This window comes from Streptomyces sp. NPDC059679 (genome assembly GCF_042734105.1).
Taxonomy (GTDB): domain Bacteria; phylum Actinomycetota; class Actinomycetes; order Streptomycetales; family Streptomycetaceae; genus Streptomyces.
In genome coordinates, this window is record NZ_JBHWES010000001.1 from 352,166 (window position 1) to 367,281 (window position 15,116).

General features: G+C 66.9%; 14 protein-coding genes and 3 pseudogenes. 11 read left to right on the forward strand and 6 right to left on the reverse strand.

Annotated features, from left to right (window positions below; translation table 11 throughout):
• Positions 1 to 417 precede the first annotated feature (417 nt).
• A pseudogene (locus tag ACFV2X_RS01560) lies at positions 418 to 599 on the forward strand (cupin domain-containing protein); the annotation flags it as partial.
• Between the two features lie 119 nt (positions 600 to 718).
• On the opposite strand, the gene ACFV2X_RS01565 reads toward ACFV2X_RS01560, so the two are convergent.
• The gene (locus ACFV2X_RS01565; RefSeq protein WP_089507565.1) at positions 719 to 1,192 is read right to left on the reverse strand and encodes a carboxymuconolactone decarboxylase family protein; all 474 of its coding nucleotides are present in this window, start codon (positions 1,190 to 1,192) and stop codon (positions 719 to 721) included.
• A 264-nt stretch (positions 1,193 to 1,456) separates the two neighbouring features.
• Here ACFV2X_RS01565 and ACFV2X_RS01570 point away from each other — a divergent pair, with 264 nt between their 5' ends.
• A complete protein-coding gene (locus tag ACFV2X_RS01570; RefSeq protein WP_385610368.1) occupies positions 1,457 to 1,885 on the forward strand; it encodes an Ohr family peroxiredoxin in 429 nt (142 codons plus the stop codon).
• Between the two features lie 161 nt (positions 1,886 to 2,046).
• Here ACFV2X_RS01570 and fdxA read toward each other — a convergent pair.
• Positions 2,047 to 2,352 (reverse strand): annotated as a pseudogene (gene fdxA, locus ACFV2X_RS01575) (ferredoxin); the annotation flags it as partial.
• Between the two features lie 212 nt (positions 2,353 to 2,564).
• Between fdxA and ACFV2X_RS01580 the strand changes: the two are divergent.
• From ACFV2X_RS01580 to ACFV2X_RS01600, 5 genes and pseudogenes are all read left to right on the forward strand, one after another.
• A complete protein-coding gene (locus tag ACFV2X_RS01580) occupies positions 2,565 to 3,794 on the forward strand; it encodes an NAD(P)/FAD-dependent oxidoreductase (protein ID WP_385609913.1) in 1,230 nt (409 codons plus the stop codon).
• 73 nt (positions 3,795 to 3,867) lie between these two features.
• Complete coding sequence (locus ACFV2X_RS01585; RefSeq protein WP_385609915.1) at positions 3,868 to 5,598, forward strand: L-aspartate oxidase; 1,731 nt, start codon at positions 3,868 to 3,870, stop codon at positions 5,596 to 5,598.
• Between the two features lie 161 nt (positions 5,599 to 5,759).
• Complete coding sequence (locus ACFV2X_RS01590) at positions 5,760 to 6,506, forward strand: SDR family oxidoreductase (protein WP_385610370.1); 747 nt, start codon at positions 5,760 to 5,762, stop codon at positions 6,504 to 6,506.
• Between the two features lie 92 nt (positions 6,507 to 6,598).
• Positions 6,599 to 6,751: pseudogene (locus ACFV2X_RS01595) on the forward strand (MFS transporter); the annotation flags it as partial.
• A gap of 498 nt (positions 6,752 to 7,249) precedes the next feature.
• Entirely contained in the window at positions 7,250 to 7,960 is a 711-nt protein-coding gene (locus ACFV2X_RS01600) for a PIG-L deacetylase family protein (RefSeq protein WP_385610373.1), read from the forward strand.
• A 33-nt stretch (positions 7,961 to 7,993) separates the two neighbouring features.
• Here the strand turns inward: ACFV2X_RS01600 and ACFV2X_RS01605 are convergent, their stop codons facing one another.
• The 3 genes from ACFV2X_RS01605 to ACFV2X_RS01615 all read right to left on the reverse strand — a co-directional run bounded on the left by ACFV2X_RS01605 (position 7,994) and on the right by ACFV2X_RS01615 (position 11,282).
• On the reverse strand, positions 7,994 to 8,959 hold the full coding sequence (locus ACFV2X_RS01605) for an NAD(P)H-dependent flavin oxidoreductase (RefSeq protein ID WP_385609917.1): 966 nt from the start codon (positions 8,957 to 8,959) through the stop codon (positions 7,994 to 7,996).
• 99 nt (positions 8,960 to 9,058) lie between these two features.
• Positions 9,059 to 9,532: a carboxymuconolactone decarboxylase family protein gene (locus ACFV2X_RS01610; protein WP_385609919.1), complete on the reverse strand. Its 474-nt coding sequence runs from the start codon at positions 9,530 to 9,532 to the stop codon at positions 9,059 to 9,061.
• Positions 9,533 to 9,656: 124 nt separating this feature from the next.
• Positions 9,657 to 11,282, reverse strand: coding sequence for a cytochrome bc complex cytochrome b subunit (locus ACFV2X_RS01615; protein WP_385609921.1), 1,626 nt, complete (start codon positions 11,280 to 11,282; stop codon positions 9,657 to 9,659).
• A gap of 221 nt (positions 11,283 to 11,503) precedes the next feature.
• Here ACFV2X_RS01615 and ACFV2X_RS01620 point away from each other — a divergent pair, with 221 nt between their 5' ends.
• On the forward strand, positions 11,504 to 12,415 hold the full coding sequence (locus ACFV2X_RS01620) for an RNA polymerase subunit sigma (RefSeq protein ID WP_385609923.1): 912 nt from the start codon (positions 11,504 to 11,506) through the stop codon (positions 12,413 to 12,415).
• A gap of 20 nt (positions 12,416 to 12,435) precedes the next feature.
• Here the strand turns inward: ACFV2X_RS01620 and ACFV2X_RS01625 are convergent, their stop codons facing one another.
• Positions 12,436 to 13,374, reverse strand: a complete 939-nt coding sequence (locus tag ACFV2X_RS01625; RefSeq protein WP_385610375.1) for an RNA polymerase sigma-70 factor — start codon at positions 13,372 to 13,374, stop codon at positions 12,436 to 12,438.
• A gap of 293 nt (positions 13,375 to 13,667) precedes the next feature.
• On the opposite strand from ACFV2X_RS01625, the gene ACFV2X_RS01630 reads away from it, so the two are divergent.
• The 3 genes from ACFV2X_RS01630 to ACFV2X_RS01640 all read left to right on the forward strand — a co-directional run bounded on the left by ACFV2X_RS01630 (position 13,668) and on the right by ACFV2X_RS01640 (position 15,087).
• The gene (locus ACFV2X_RS01630) at positions 13,668 to 14,102 is read left to right on the forward strand and encodes a cupin domain-containing protein (protein ID WP_385609925.1); all 435 of its coding nucleotides are present in this window, start codon (positions 13,668 to 13,670) and stop codon (positions 14,100 to 14,102) included.
• A gap of 45 nt (positions 14,103 to 14,147) precedes the next feature.
• A complete protein-coding gene (locus tag ACFV2X_RS01635) occupies positions 14,148 to 14,387 on the forward strand; it encodes a hypothetical protein (protein ID WP_385609927.1) in 240 nt (79 codons plus the stop codon).
• A gap of 217 nt (positions 14,388 to 14,604) precedes the next feature.
• Positions 14,605 to 15,087, forward strand: a complete 483-nt coding sequence (locus tag ACFV2X_RS01640; RefSeq protein WP_385609929.1) for a cupin domain-containing protein — start codon at positions 14,605 to 14,607, stop codon at positions 15,085 to 15,087.
• Positions 15,088 to 15,116 lie beyond the last annotated feature (29 nt).

Sequence of the window (15,116 nt, forward strand, 5' to 3'; positions counted from 1 at the left end):
AAAACGCAAATTCTCAACCCCCCCACTACACAAAAAACCCCCCGGGCCGACACCCCCCCCGGCGTGGCGGGGGGGCGCCCCCCCCGCCCCCCCCCCCCTCGACGTCGGCAGCCGGCCTCGGCGTCACCAGGGCGGACTGGAGAAGGTGCAGCGCGAGCATGCTGACCTCCTGGGACCGGGGCTCCTTCGGCCCAGCTCCTCGATCGCCCGGTACGTCGGATACGCCGAACGGCGCTTCGCCAACATCCTGTCACAGAACCACCGTGTGTCCGGTCATCACTGTCAAACATGGTGTGAGTCAGGAGTGCACGGACCCGGTTCACCCATGGCGAATCCATGGAGGCGCGACATCATGACAAATATGGGCCCAGTGGGCGAAACCAACAAGCAGCCACGGTCCGAGGCGTGGAAGACGCGCATCGTCACTCGGGGCCGGCCTTCGGACACGTGATCGAGGGCGCGGTGCGTTTCGAGCTCGAGGGCGAGCCGGAACGCGTGGTCAACGCCGGAGAGACGTTCTGGGAGCCGGGTGGTGGCTGGTCGACGAGGAGGAACTGAGCCGACGGGCCCATCTGCGTGCCCCGCGTCCCGTGGACTGACCTGGCCCTCCTCGTCCGACAGGCCCAGCCATCACGCCGACGGTCCGTCCCCTCGCCACGGGTTGAGGCGGCGAGGGGACGGACCGTACGGGTCAGATCGGGACGGTGGCGGTGGCCGGTCAGCCGAACTGGCCGGGCTGGTAGCCCCCGGCGGGCTGCTGGTTGATGACGTTGATGCGGTTGTAGGCGTTGATGACGGCGATGAGGGAAATCAGCGCGACAAGCTGCTCCTCGTCGTAGTGCTTGGCAGCGTTGGCCCACGCCTCGTCCGTGACACCACCGGCCGCGTCGGCGATACGGGTGCCCTGCTCCGCCAACTCCAGTGCGGCGCGCTCGGCGTCGGTGAAGACCGTGGCCTCGCGCCAGGCCGCGATCAGGTTGAGGCGCAGCGAGGTTTCCCCGGCGAGGGCGGCCTCTTTGGTGTGCATGTCGGTGCAGAAGCCGCAGCCGTTGATCTGGCTTGCGCGGATCTTCACCAGCTCCTGCGTGGCGGCCGGCAACGTCGAGTCCGACACCGCCTTGCCGGCCGAATTGATGTGCTTCAGCACCTTGCCCGCGAGGGGATTGCCGAAGTAGTTGAGACGCGATTCCATGGTGATCTCCTAACCATGTTGCGGATACACACTTACTGACCGGGCACCCCGGCAAAGTGCGACAGGGTTGGCGCGTGACGTGCGTCTCACCAAGGCACCGCTCCGGGTTTGTGGAGGCTGCGGACCAGATGTCACACAAGGCGTGACTAGCCGGTCAACTAGTCATCCGTAACCCAACGTCGACGGAGCCCTGCTGTGACTGACCCGACCCAGCCGCCCAATCTGTCCACCGAGAAGGACTTCGCCGGGACATCCTTCTCACCCATCTACACAACGACGGTCACCGTCAGCGGTGGGACAGCAAGTCATGGGCGGGCCTCGGGGAGGGCGCGATCGGACGACGGGGTCCTGGACCTCAGTCTGCGTATGCCCGCCGAACTGGGGGGAGACGGCCAGGGGACGAATCCGGAGCAGTTGTTCGCCGCCGGTTTCGCGGCCTGCTTCCACGGAGCGCTGAGCCTGGTGGCACGGCAGGCCGCGCTCGACCCCTCCACCATCTCCGTAGAGGCGACCGTGGCCTTTGGGCGGGACCCGGAAGACGGCGGCTATCTGCTGCGTGTCGATCTGGTCGCCTCGTGGCCGGGCATCGATCCGGAGATCGCCGCTCCTCTGCTGGAGCAGGCCGACTCGCTGTGCCCCTACGCCAGGATGGCCTGGCGGGGAACGCCGACCACCATCACTCTGGCTTCCTAGGCTTTCGTCCGTGCAGCCGCCATGTGCTGTTGTCCGGCAGCGCGTGGCGGCGCCTCACCGGTCCGGATCACAGCCGTATCGATTCACAGCGGGAACCACAGGTCGGCGTCGGCGGCCTCTTCTTTGCGGATGGCGAAGACGGCGATGTCGTTCTTCCGCGGACTCTGTGGTGGCAATGCGGCGATGGCGGGGTGATCACCCGTGGCGAACGGCTCGCTCCGGCTCCCGGTGGGCGACTCGAAGTACTCGGCGTTGATGGCCTTGTACTGTGCCCACTGTTGCGGGAGGTCGTCTTCGTAGAAGATCGCTTCTACGGGGCAGACCGGCTCGCAGGCATGGCAGTCCACGCACTCGGCAGGGTTGATGTAGAGCGTGCGATTGCCTTCGTAGATGCAGTCCACGGGGCATTCGATGACGCACGCTCTGTCCTTGACATCAATGCAGGGCTGCCCGATGACATACGTCACCCCATCCTCCTTCGTCTCGGCGAGAACCGACTGGTGAGCGTGGCGCGACAGGTGTTCTCTGGGAATATGACCAGGAACCCCTCGATGGTGTGACAGCGGCGCAGGCCCCCCAGGTGGTCGGGCCCCCGGTTGTCACAAGACGAGGGGCGACTCGGTCTGATGGATGACTCTCACCATGGCTCGCAGCTGCGACATCCGAGATGAGGAACATCGTGTCCCCCGAGAATACTTACGTGATCGTCGGAGGCGGTCTGGCCGCGGGCAAGGCGGCGGAGGCGCTCCGGGAGCACGGCCACAGCGGCCGACTCATCGTCGTCGGTGACGAGCGGGAGCAGCCGTACGTCCGGCCACCGCTGTCCAAGGGCTATCTGCTGGGGAAGGAAGAGCGCGATTCGATCTTCGTACACCCCGCGGACTGGTACGCGGAGCACGCTGTCGAACTGCGCCTGGGCACCAGCGCGCGGGCGATCGACGCACGGGCCCAGCAGGTGGAGCTGGACAACGGGGACCGGGTGTCCTACGCCAAGCTGCTCCTGGCCACCGGTTCGTCTCCGCGTCGCCTGTCCATCCCCGGGGCGGACCTCGACAACGTTCTGTATCTGCGCCGGGTGGGGGACAGCGAACGGCTCAAGTCCGCCTTTGTCGAGGGGGCGAAGATCGTCGTCATCGGCGGCGGATGGATAGGGCTCGAGACCGCCGCGGCGGCCCGGATGGCCGGGGCGGAGGTGACGGTGCTCGAACACTCGGAGCTCCCCCTGCTGAAGGTGCTCGGACGCGAGGCCGCCGAAGTGTTCGCCGGCCTGCACACCGACCATGGCGTCGTGCTGCGCCCCAACGCGCAGGTGGAATCCCTCACCGGAACGCAGAGCCGGGTGGACGGGGTCCGGCTCGCCGATGGCACCCACCTCGCCGCGGACGCGGTGGTCGTGGGCATCGGCATCGCGCCCAACGTCCAACTGGCTCAGGAGGCGGGCCTGGACGTGCGCAACGGCATCGTCACCGATGAACATCTGCGGACCTCGGTGGCCGGGATCTACGCTGCGGGCGATGTCGCCAACGCCTACCACCCGCTGCTCGGCCGCCATCTGCGTGTGGAGCACTGGGCCAACGCACTGCACCAGCCGCGCACAGCGGCGCTGAGCATGCTCGGCAAGGACGCTGTGTACGACAGGCTGCCGTACTTCTACACGGACCAGTACGACCTGGGCATGGAGTACACGGGTTACACGGAACCCGGCGGCTATGACCGCGTCGTCTTCCGTGGCGAGCCGGCCGAGCGGCGGTTCATCGCCTTCTGGATGTCGGGGAACCGCGTACTGGCGGGGATGAGCGTCAACATATGGGACGTCATCGATCCGATCCGGTCCCTCATCACCTCCGGGGCCGACGTCGATGACGCGCTCCTCGCCGACCCGGACGTCCCGCTGGACCGCGTCGGATGACAACGTGTGAGTGTCACAGATACCCGAACCACTTGGTCGTAGTGGATGACAACCCCCGCGATCGGAGTAGACAGTGGCTGTGATTGAACGACGTCTTGCCACCACCGTGCTGGTGATCGGTACAGGAGGGGCGGGACTGCGAGCGGCGATCGAACTGGCCGAGTCCGGTGTCGACGTCCTCGCCGTCGGCAAACGCCCCAAGGAGGATGCCCATACGGCACTCGCCGCCGGAGGAATCAACGCGGCCCTGGCCACGATGGACCCCGAGGACAGCTGGCAGCAGCACGCCGCCGACACCCTCAAGGAGAGCTATCTGCTCGCCGACCCCCGCACCACCCAGATCGTCACCCAGGGCGCGGCCCGGGGCATCGACGACCTGGAGCGGTACGGCATGGCCTTCGCCAGGGAAGGGGACGGCCGGATCTCCCAGCGCTTCTTCGGTGCGCACAAGTTCCGGCGCACCGCCTTCGCCGGTGACTACACCGGTCTGGAGATCCAGCGCACGCTCATCAGACGCGCGGAGCAGCTCGATATCCCGGCGCTCGACGGCGTCTACATCACTCGGCTCCTGGTGCAGGACGGTGCCGTCTTCGGCGCTTACGGCTTCGACCTGACCCATGGGACGCGGTATCTCATCCATGCCGACGCCGTCATTCTCGCGGCGGGTGGCCACACCCGCATCTGGCGGCGTACGTCCTCACGACGTGACGAGAACACCGGTGACTCGTTCCGTCTGGCCGTGGAGGCCGGAGCCCGTCTGCGCGACCCTGAGCTGGTTCAGTTCCATCCCTCCGGGATCATCGAGCCGGAGAACGCGGCAGGCACCCTGGTCAGCGAGGCCGCGCGCGGTGAGGGCGGTGTCCTGCGCAACGCGCTCGGGGAGCGGTTCATGACCCGCTACGACCCCGAGCGCATGGAGCTGTCCACCCGCGACCGGGTGGCCCTCGCCTCGTACACGGAGATCAAGGAGGGGCGCGGGACCCCCAACGGGGCGGTGTGGCTCGATGTCTCTCATCTGCCACGGCAGACGATCATGACGCGGCTCCCCCGCGTCTACCAGACCCTTCTGGACCTGCAGATGCTGGACATCACCCGCGAGCCCATCGAGATCGCGCCCACCGCGCACTACTCGATGGGCGGGGTCTGGGTACGGCCCGAGGACCACAGCACGGACGTCCGCGGCCTGTACGCGATCGGTGAGGCGTCGAGCGGACTGCACGGCGCCAATCGCCTCGGTGGCAACAGCCTCATCGAGTTGCTGGTCTTCGGCCGGATCACGGGCCAGGCCGCCGCCGCCTATTCGGAGGCGCTGACCGCGCAGCCGCGGTCGGCGTCGGCGGTGGCCCGGGCCCGTGCCGAGATCGACGATCTGCTCGCGGCGGACGGGCCGGAGAACGTCCGGGCCCTGCAGCGCGCCATCCGTAACACCATGACCGAGCATGCCGGGGTCGTACGCGACGAAGAGGGGCTGCGCGCCGGGCTGGCGGAGCTCACCGCGATCGAGAAGAGGATGGAAGACGTCGGCGTCCACCCCGATATCGCCGGCTATCAGGATCTCGCGCACGCCTTCGATCTCAAGTCGGCCGCCCTGGCGGCCCGGGCCACGCTCGAAGCGGCGCTTGAGCGCCGTGAGACCCGCGGCTGCCACAACCGCAGCGACTACCCGACCCTCGACCCCGCTCTGCAGGTCAACCTTGTCTGGTCCCCGACGACGGGTGTCACCCACGAAAGCATTCCGCCCATCCCGGACGAGATCTCCGCACTGATGGAGGATGTCTCGACCGAAGGAAAGCTCGTCGAGTGATGTCCGCTCGCTGACATCTGTGGAATCTCCGCGGCCGCCTGTCACACATGGCGCGGCTGTCCGGTCTCTCCAGTGAAGGCGAAATCAGCCGGTGCCGGTGAACAGTGCATCGCAGCATGCGCGCGCTGCGCACGTATGACAACATCCGAAAGGTTTCCATGATGAAGGTTGTAGTGATCGGTGGTACCGGGCTCATCGGCTCGAAGCTGGTCGGCAAGCTCAACGAGCACGGGCACGAGGCGGTCGCGGCCGCGCCCAACACCGGCGTCAACACGCTGACGGGCGAGGGCCTGGCCGAGGTCCTGGAGGGCGCGTCGGTCGTGGTCGACGTGTCCAACTCCCCCTCGTTCGAGGACGAGGCCGTGATGGACTTCTTCCGCACCTCGACCACCAACCTGCTGAAGGCGGAGGCCGAGGCCGGTGTGACACACCATGTGGCGCTGTCCGTGGTCGGCACCGAACGGCTGCAGGGGAGCGGGTACTTCCGCGCCAAGCAGGCCCAGGAGGAGCTGATCAAGGACTCGGGCATCCCGTACTCCATCGTCCACGCCACCCAGTTCTTCGAGTTCATGAAGGGCATCGCGGCCTCGGCCACCGAGGGTGACACCGTGCGGCTGGCTCCCATCAAGATCCAGCCCATCTACTCCGACGACGTGGCCGCCACCGTCGGCCGCACCGCGGTCGGCACCCCCGTCAACGGCGTGGTGGAGGCCGCCGGGCCCGACCAGTTCCAGCTGGACGAGCTCATCCGCAAGGGCCTTGCCGCCAAGAACGACCCCCGTACGGTCGTCACGGACCCGCACGCCCTGTACTTCGGTACCGAACTGCAGGAGACCACGCTCCTGCCCGGTCCTGACGCACACATCGCCGGGACCCGGTTCGCCGACTGGCTCACGCAGCAGCAGTAAGTCATGTCGGTGGCTGTCTCGCCCCCCGCGCCGTTCCGCACAGTGGGAACGGCGCGGGGGTGACGTCACCGCGCATGCGGTCACTCCGTACGTGGACCGTCAACGCCTACATTCTGACCCTCGCGGCCCTGATCCTGCTGGGCGGATCCCTCGGAGACCGCTTCGGACGACGCCGGGTCTTCGTCCTGGGTGTCATATGGTTCGCCGTGGCCTCGCTCCTGTGCGGCCTCGCTCCCAACATGGGCAGCCACCGCGCATCAGGCAGCCGCGGCCGGCCCCGAAACCGAGGCGATACCGCGGGGACACCGCACTCCGGCCTCCCGCCAATTCACCACCATCAACCTGGTCACCCTCTCTGCCTGTACGCGAGTCTGGGCGCCATGTCGCCGACCACCGTACTCATGCGATGCCGGCGCCTATGACCAGCAGGGCAGGGAGGACATCGCCGACATACGACGCGTCGAGGCCGACCCGGAGCAAGCGGGATCAACAACGCGGCCGCGCGGCGATTCTGGGAATCGGAGCGCTGTTGGCCTTCGTCACGGTGCGAGGCGCGGCCCCGGACCGTCATCGGCCTCAATGCCGGAGGCATGGGTGGTTGACGACACCGCCCCTTGAGCCACGGTCCAATCACCGCCTCTGGCGATGAGTGACACAAGTCCGCTATCACGTTTTGTACCGACCAAGACCCACCATGAGGAGCAGAGACCGTGCCGGAGTCGAACTCTACGCAGCTGCGGCCCATGCCCACGGACTGGCAGCGTGCCCTCGCCGTGGTGGCCCACCCTGATGACCTCGAATATGGGTGCTCGGCCGCCATGGCTTCCTGGATCGACGAGGGCCGTGAGATCGCTTATGTCCTCGCCACGCGTGGCGAAGCAGGCATCGACACCGTTGCACCGGCCGAGTGCGGACCGTTGCGGGAGCGCGAGCAGCGGGCCAGTGCCGCCGCCGTTGGCGTGTCCGTGGTGGAGTTTCTCGACCACCGGGACGGCACGATCGAGTACGGCGTCTCCCTGCGCCGCGACATTGCCGCTGCCGTTCGTCGCCACCGGCCCGAGCTGGTGATCACCCTCAACCATCACACCACATGGGACGGTGGTGTCTGGAACACCCCGGACCACGTGGCCGTGGGGCACGCCACGCTCGACGCGGTGGCGGACGCCGGCAACCGCTGGATCTTTCCGGAGCTGATCGAGCAGGGCTTGCAACCATGGAACGGCGTCCGCTGGGTCGCTGTCGCCAACTCCAAAAACCCCACCCACGCCGTGCCGGCCGCCCCCGGCCTGGAGCGGGCGGTGCGCTCGCTGCTCGAGCACCGCGCCTACATCGAGGCGTTGACCGACGAGGATCCCGAGACGTATGTGCGCCGTTTTCTGACCGACAACACCCGCGAGCTGAGCGCCCGGTTCGGCGGACAACCAGCCGTAGTCTTCGAGCTGTTCAACCGGTGACCGTCGGCGAGCCTCAACGCCGCTTGCCGGGTGTCAGCGCCTGCCGGCTCGGGCCAGCGCGTCCTCGGCCTGGGCGGCCAGGGTGCCGACCAGATCGGCCGCGGACGGCAGGTCGTTGATGAGGTCGATGGCCTGGCTGGCCCACTGCGGCAGTGCGGGGATCTCGCCTTGGGCCACGGCGTCTTCGTATGCCTGCTGGGCATGAGGGTCAGTTGCGAGTTCGTCCTCCCGGCCCCGCCATTCGTCGAGGAAGGGGTGGCCAAGGGTGCGTGCGGTGTACCGCGCCGGCCACCGCGAGGCGCGGGCGATGTCCAGCACCCTGTTGCGCTCGGTGTCCTCCCCGCGTCCCTCGACGATCGCCCTGGCCGTCGCGGGGGCGACCAGGGCCTCGGTCGTGGCTTGGAAGCGGGTGCCGAGCAGGGCGCCCGTGGCCCCCAGCGCCAGGGCCGCCGCCACCCCTCGGCCATCGGCGATCCCGCCGGCCGCCAACACCGGCACCGGCGCCGCGAGATCCACCACGAGGGGTACGAACGGCAGTGTGGACCGTCCGTGCCGGGCTCCATGCCCACCGGCTTCGGTGCCCTGCGCCACGATCACATCGGCACCCAGATCCACCGCCCTGCGGGCCTCCTCCACACCGGTGACCTGGACGATCAGCGCCGCGCCCGCGCTGCGGACACGCTCCACGAACGGGCTGGGGTCGCCGAAGGACAGCATCACCGCCGTCGGGTTGTGCTCCAGCGTCCGCGCGATCACACCGTCGTCAATGGCCCACGTCTGGAAGCCGATGCCCCAGGGTTTCCCCGCGCACTCATCGACCAGGACGGGCAGCTCGCGGGCCAGCCAGTCCTGATCCCCGTTCCCGCTGCCCAGCAGTCCGAGCCCGCCGCCGCGTGAAACCGCCGCCGTGAGAGCGCCACCGGCCGATCCGCCCATCGGGGCCAGGGCGATCGGATGCTCAACACCGAACAGTTCCGTAAACGCCGTCGACAGTCCCATATCCGCGCTCCTCACCCTTCGGCCGTACTGGTCGAAGCGAAGTCAATACGAATACCGCGAGCGCGAGGTTCCTGTCGCCCGGTATCGCCCCTCTGCCTCTCAGTGGAACTGTCCGGCCTGGTAGTTGCCGGCGGGCTGCTGGGTGATGATGTTGAGCCGGTTCACCGAGTTCATGAAGGAGACCAGGATGACCAGGGCAGTGAGCTGTTCCTGGTCGTAGTGGGCGGTGGCCCGCGCCCATGTCTCATCGCTGACCCCGTGGGCCGCGTCCGCGACACGGGTTCCTTCCTCCGCCAGTGCCAGTGCGGCACGTTCGGCCTCGGTGAAGACGGTGGCTTCCCGCCACGCCGCGACCAGGTTGAGCCGTACCGGGGTCTCGCCGGCGGCGGTGGCTTCCTTGGTGTGCATGTCGATGCAGACGGCGCAGCCGTTGATCTGGCTCACCCGCAGGGCCACCAGTTCCTGCGTCGCGGCGGGCAGTGGCATGTCCTTGAGCTCCTTGCCCGCCGACATGAAGTACTTGAGGGCCTTCCCCGCGGCCGGGATGGTGAAGTAGTTCAGTCGCGCGTCCATGATGTGCTCTCCTCGGTGATCGTCAGCGGCTTACACCCCCTGAGACGAGGCAGCCCGGCCCGCTGTGACACGCACGGATGTGACCTGGATCTCGACGATCGGCCCTCGGCACCGCGATCGCATATCACCGTCGATGGCCGCTGGTGATCTCCCTGTACTCCTGGACGGTGGGCTTGGGAATCTGCGACCGCTCCCCGTACAAACCCCGGCTGAGCCTGGCCCGCAACCGCCGAGTGCGGCTGGTGCTGCTCTCCGGGCCTCCCTGGACACCCGGGGCACCGGACTCGATGGGCCGGTACTGCTCATGCGCTGTCAGGACGTGCAGTCGCTCCCGGCTCAGTGGCTCGTGCACCTCGACGAACTCGCCGTGCGGCAAGCGCTTGATGATGCCGGTCTCACGTCCGTGCAGCACCTTGTCCCGGTCGCGGCGCTGAAGGCCGAGGGCCCACCGCTTCGTCACCGAATAGACGACGGTGGGTACGAGGAAGAGTCCGATGCGAACCGCCCACGTCACGGAATTGACCGAGACGTCGAACTGGGTCGCGATGATGTCGTTCCCTGCGCCGATCAGCGCCACCAGATAGACACTGATCCATGCTGCGCCGAGCGCCGTGCGCACTGGCCGGTTGCGTGGTCTGTCGAGGAGATGGTGTTCACGGTCGTCATCGGTGGCCCATGCCTCGACAAACGGGTATGCGCCCATGACGAGAAACAGACCGACGCCCGCCGACAGCGGGATCAGGTTGTCAAGGGCCAGGGTATGGCCCCAGATACTGATCTCCCAGCCGGGCATGACCCGTATCAGCCCATCTGCTACGCCCATGTACCAGTCCGGCTGTGATCCCGCCGAAACCTGATCGGGGCGGAAGGGGCCGTACTCCCAGACGGGGTTGATCTGTGCGATCGAGGCGATCATGAAGATTACCCCGGTGACCAGGAGAAAATACCCTGCCGCTTTTACCGCGTGCACCCGGAGCGGCATGCCGATGACGTTCCTGTTGGTGCGCCCGGACCCCGGGTACTGGGTGTGCTTGTGGCGGAACACAAGGATCAGATGGGCGACGCTCAGTCCCACCATGAGGCCGGGGATCACCAGGACATGGATGGTGTTGAAGCGTGCCACCAGGTCGTTCCCGGGGAACTCACCCCCGAAGAGGAACATCGACAGATAGGTGCCGACGATCGGCACGGAAAGGAGTGTTCCGTTCACGACCACCAGCCCGGTCCCGGACAGCAGATCGCCCGGGAGGTCGTATCCCGTCAAACCGGCGAACATGGCCAGGATCAGCAGCAGAAAGCCGAACACCCAGTTGAGCTCGCGCGGCCTGCGAAACGCGCCCGTGAAGAACACGCGCATCATATGCACGAATATCCCGGCGACGAATATCAGCGCCGCCCAGTGATGGGCCTGCCGGATCAGCAGGCCGCCGCGCACATCGAAGGAGATGTGCATGGTCGAATCAAATGCTTCCGACACCATCTGGCCCCGCAGGGGCAGGTAGCTGCCACGGTATTCCACCTGGTTCATCGTCGGGTGGAAGTACAGGCTCAGATAGATGCCTGTGGCGATAACGATGAGAAAACTGTAGAGACAGATCTCCCCCAGCATGAAGGACCAGTGGTCCGGGAATGCCTTTCGCATACCGGTTCTGGTGAGATTGTGAACACCCAGCCGCCCGCGGGTCCATTCGGCGACCTTTTCCCCTCTGCGCCCTCGCTGCGATTCGGTTGACCGGCCCGCGTTGGCCATTCTTCTACCACCATTCGTGATGCGTCGCGATGACCACCACATCGAGCTTGTCGACCGGCGTGGCTGCCTTCCACTCGCCCCACGCGCCTCGATTCGGTGGCTGCTACATAAGACCGAGTAGCCGGCGCATATGTGACATGGCTACGGAAGGCACCGCCTGTGCCATGTCACAAGATCCATGCCTGCCCTGTCACATGGATTGAGGCGAGGGAGGATGCCGTATGGACCATGCCGGTGATGCAGTGCCCATCGCGGAGCTGCTTGATGAGCGCCGATATCTCCTGGATGTCGCTTATTGGATGCTGGGCAGCGGCGGCGCGGCGGAGAGTGTCATTGATGAGACCTACCGTCGGTGGTACGGGCTGTCGGACTCGGCGCGTGCGCGGATCGCGGTGCCCCGTTCCTGGCTTGCCAAGATCGCGGGTGGTATCTGCCTGGGCCGCCTGGCGCTGCCGGATCGCGGTGACGACACGGACCAGGGTGAGGGGGGCGGCCCGTATACGGGAGACGCCGATGGCGCACGGGCGAGCGCGGAGCTGGAACAGGAGCTCAGCGGGGTTCTGCTGAATGCTCTGGATTCTCTGTCGCCGGCGGAGCGTGCGGCGTTCGTGCTCAACGATGTGTTCGGGATGACGCCCGATACGGTCGCCGACATCGTGGGGCGTACGGGGCCGGAGTGTGTCGAGCTCGCCGATCGTGCGCGTCGCCGTCTGCGGGCACGGCGGTCGCGTCCCACGACGCCGGAGCAGCATGACACGGTCGCCCGTGCCGTCCGGCAGGCCTGTGTGACCGAGGACGCCGGGCTGCTGGCGTCCTTGCTATGGCCCGATGCCACGGCGTTCTTCGACGGCGGTGGCAAGGTCCGTGCGCTGGCCCGACCCGTGCACGGCGGCGAACAGGTCGCATACAGCCTGATGACACTGCTGGTCCGGCGCCCGCGCACCACCCTGACCGCCCAGTCCGTCAATGGCCGGACGGGTCTGGTGGCACGCTACGACGACCAGGTGGCCGCGGTCATCAGCCTCGACATCGCCGACCACCGCGTGGCACAGGTCTGGGTCGTACTCAACCCCGACAAACTCCGCTCCTGGAACCAACCCTCCAGCGCACACCAGAGGCCGTCACAGGCATAGCGACGGCCTCTGGCCCGGGCTCACGACAGGGAGCCGGGTGGCGATACGGAGCGAGAGCGTGAATCGAGGAACGCGGCGATTTTGCTCGGGTTGAACAGCCACATCACCTTGTAGATGCCCTCCCGCGAGGCGGCCACCGTCAGAAACGTCTTGGGCTCGCCCTCGCGGTAGATCATCACTCCCGAACGCCCGTTGGCATGGACGGACCGGAGATCCAAGCCACGCCAGAATCGCGGATACGCAGTCGCCAGGTTCGCCACCCGCGCACAGCCCAGAACGGGTATGCGCGCAGCGCCCCGCATCCCGTTGCCGTCGGACAGGCTGACGGCATCCGGGGTGAGGAGGGCTTCCAGCGAGCCGATATCGCCCCTCTGAGCTGCGCCGACGAAGGCGTCCAGGAGGCGTCGGTGTTCCTCCGCGTCCACGCTCTCCCGCTGTTCCGCGCCCAGGTGCTTACGGGCACGGCTTACGATCTTCCGCACATTGACGACGCTGAGCTGAAGCATGTCGGCGATCTCGGGATAGCTGTAATCAAACGCCTCACGCAGTACATACGCCGCGCGCTCCGCGGGGCTCAGCTTCTCCAGCACCAGCAGCAGAGCCAGCTCCAGCGCCTCCGCCCGCTGCGCGCCCACCTCCGGGTCCGAACTCGTATCAATGGGCTCGGGCAGCCATGGCCCGATGTAGGTTTCCCGGCGCACACGGGCCGACTGGGCGACGTTGATGGCCAGCCGGGTCGTCACACTCGACAGAAAGGCCGCCGGGCTGACCACCGTGGAGCGGTCGGTCTTCTGCCAGCGCAGCCACACCTCCTGGACCACGTCCTCAGCCTCGACCGCGCTGCCGAGCACGCGGTAGGCGATACCGAAAAGACGTGGCCGGAGCCGCACAAAGACAGAAACAGCCTCGTCAAGGGCGTTCGTCGTGGTGCTGAGGGGGCTGTGGTCGGTGAAGGTCACGGCTTGCTCCAATCGCGTCTCCTGCATAGACCGAGGTCAACCCGGTCCTGTGACAGGACTGGGGCAGAAAGACGCGCGGACCGACGAAGACCGGAACGGCAGGACTCAGCCGAATACGGATTGTTATCTCATGCCCACACACCGTCATCGGTCGCCATGCGGGCCGTGGCCTGGGGTGAGCCGTGTGCCGATCGCTCATCACCGGAGAAAGCACCGTGTGACACTGTTGAGCGGACGCCGATCCGCTTGGGCCCGGCCCAACAATCAACACCTCACCATGAGATGGGAATGGCATGCACAACATAGCCCGTATGGGAGCCGTTGGGGCTTTATCTGTCGTTCTGTCCCTCCCCGCAGGGGTCGCGCACGCGACCCCGGGCGGTCCCGGGGTGACCGGCAAGGTCATCGCCCAGTCCACCGTGGGCGGGCGCGACTACATCCTGCGGGAAGTCACCATCCCGCCAGGTCAGGCGACCGGTTGGCACTTCCACGACGGCACACTGTACGCGTATGTCAAACAGGGCACCCTGAGCCACTTCGCTGCCACCTGCAAGTCCGACGGTGTGTACCCCCAGGGCCGTTTCCTCGAGGAACCCCCCGGTACCGACCACGTACACATCGGCCGGAACCTCGGTGCCACGGACGTCGTCCTGGAAGTTCTCTACGTGCTGCCCCACGGCGCCCCCTTCTCCCAGGACGCCGCCAACCCGGGCTGCGACTTCCAGTAGTCACCAGCCTTCGACATCCGCCGCACAGAAACGGAGGACAACCCAGTGCGAACGAGCGGCGTCCGCCACGACGCCGTGTGGGCGCTGCCGGCCGCGCCGGCCATCGGCACCGGGCTCTATCTCCCTCTGTCCATGGTCTACTTCCTCGCCGTCACCGACCTCCCGGGGCGGCGCGATGGCCCGGGGCGGCGCGATGGCCCGGGGCGGCGCGATGGCCCGGGGCGGCGCGATGGCCCGGGGCGGCCGGCTGCGGGCTGCCTGGTGCGTGGCCACCGCCCTGGGTGACACCCGGCCTGTTCGGCGTCCTGTACGGCGTAAACCGGGTGCTGCCGTGGGTGGTTGTGGCCTGCCTGGCGCTGACGGCGAGCGTGCCGATCCGGCCGCTGGAGCGGCGGCTGGCAAACGTGTCACATACGCATGGGGTATTCGGTCCTTCATAGCAGGGCGTGGCCGCAAGCAGAAGCGCCATTGCGTATCCAACACACGTAAAGGAATGGTAGGCATGTCGTACCCAGAGCAGGTGTATTCGGGAAACAGCGGCGAGATCAACGCCAACTTCCGGCCGGCGAACACCGCGCCGAATGTCGGCACAGCCGGCCGCGATGCCATTCACTATCTGGCGACCACTGCCACCACGCGAGGTGAATTCGGTCTCTACCGGGTCGAGATGAGCGCCAAGGCCGGTGGCCCCAAGACTCACTTCCACAAGTCCGTCTCGGAGTCCTTCTTCATCCTCGACGGCACCGTTCGCCTCTTCAACGGCGCGGAGTGGATCGACGGGCAAAAAGGCGACTTTCTGCATGTACCGCAGGGCGGGCTGCATGCCTTTCGCAACGACTCCGACGCACCGGCTGAAATGCTGCTGCTCTTCACTCCCGGCGCACCGCGTGAAGAGTATTTCGAGGGACTGTCGCAGCTCGCCGATGCCACGGACGAGGAGCGCGCCGAGTTCTTCGTGAGGCACGACTCGTACTTCGTGGAATAACCGGCACCGGCAGGCGCTCTAGCGGATAC

Coding starts and splice junctions, on each gene's coding strand:
- ACFV2X_RS01620 (WP_385609923.1), top strand. CDS start 11,504: ATGGACCATGCCGGTGATGCAGTGCCCATCGCGGAGCTGCTTGATGAG.
- ACFV2X_RS01590 (WP_385610370.1), top strand. CDS start 5,760: ATGAAGGTTGTAGTGATCGGTGGTACCGGGCTCATCGGCTCGAAGCTG.
- ACFV2X_RS01600 (WP_385610373.1), top strand. CDS start 7,250: ATGCCCACGGACTGGCAGCGTGCCCTCGCCGTGGTGGCCCACCCTGAT.
- ACFV2X_RS01630 (WP_385609925.1), top strand. CDS start 13,668: ATGCACAACATAGCCCGTATGGGAGCCGTTGGGGCTTTATCTGTCGTT.
- ACFV2X_RS01615 (WP_385609921.1), bottom strand. CDS start 11,282: ATGGCCAACGCGGGCCGGTCAACCGAATCGCAGCGAGGGCGCAGAGGG.
- ACFV2X_RS01565 (WP_089507565.1), bottom strand. CDS start 1,192: ATGGAATCGCGTCTCAACTACTTCGGCAATCCCCTCGCGGGCAAGGTG.
- ACFV2X_RS01640 (WP_385609929.1), top strand. CDS start 14,605: ATGTCGTACCCAGAGCAGGTGTATTCGGGAAACAGCGGCGAGATCAAC.
- ACFV2X_RS01610 (WP_385609919.1), bottom strand. CDS start 9,532: ATGGACGCGCGACTGAACTACTTCACCATCCCGGCCGCGGGGAAGGCC.
- ACFV2X_RS01605 (WP_385609917.1), bottom strand. CDS start 8,959: ATGGGACTGTCGACGGCGTTTACGGAACTGTTCGGTGTTGAGCATCCG.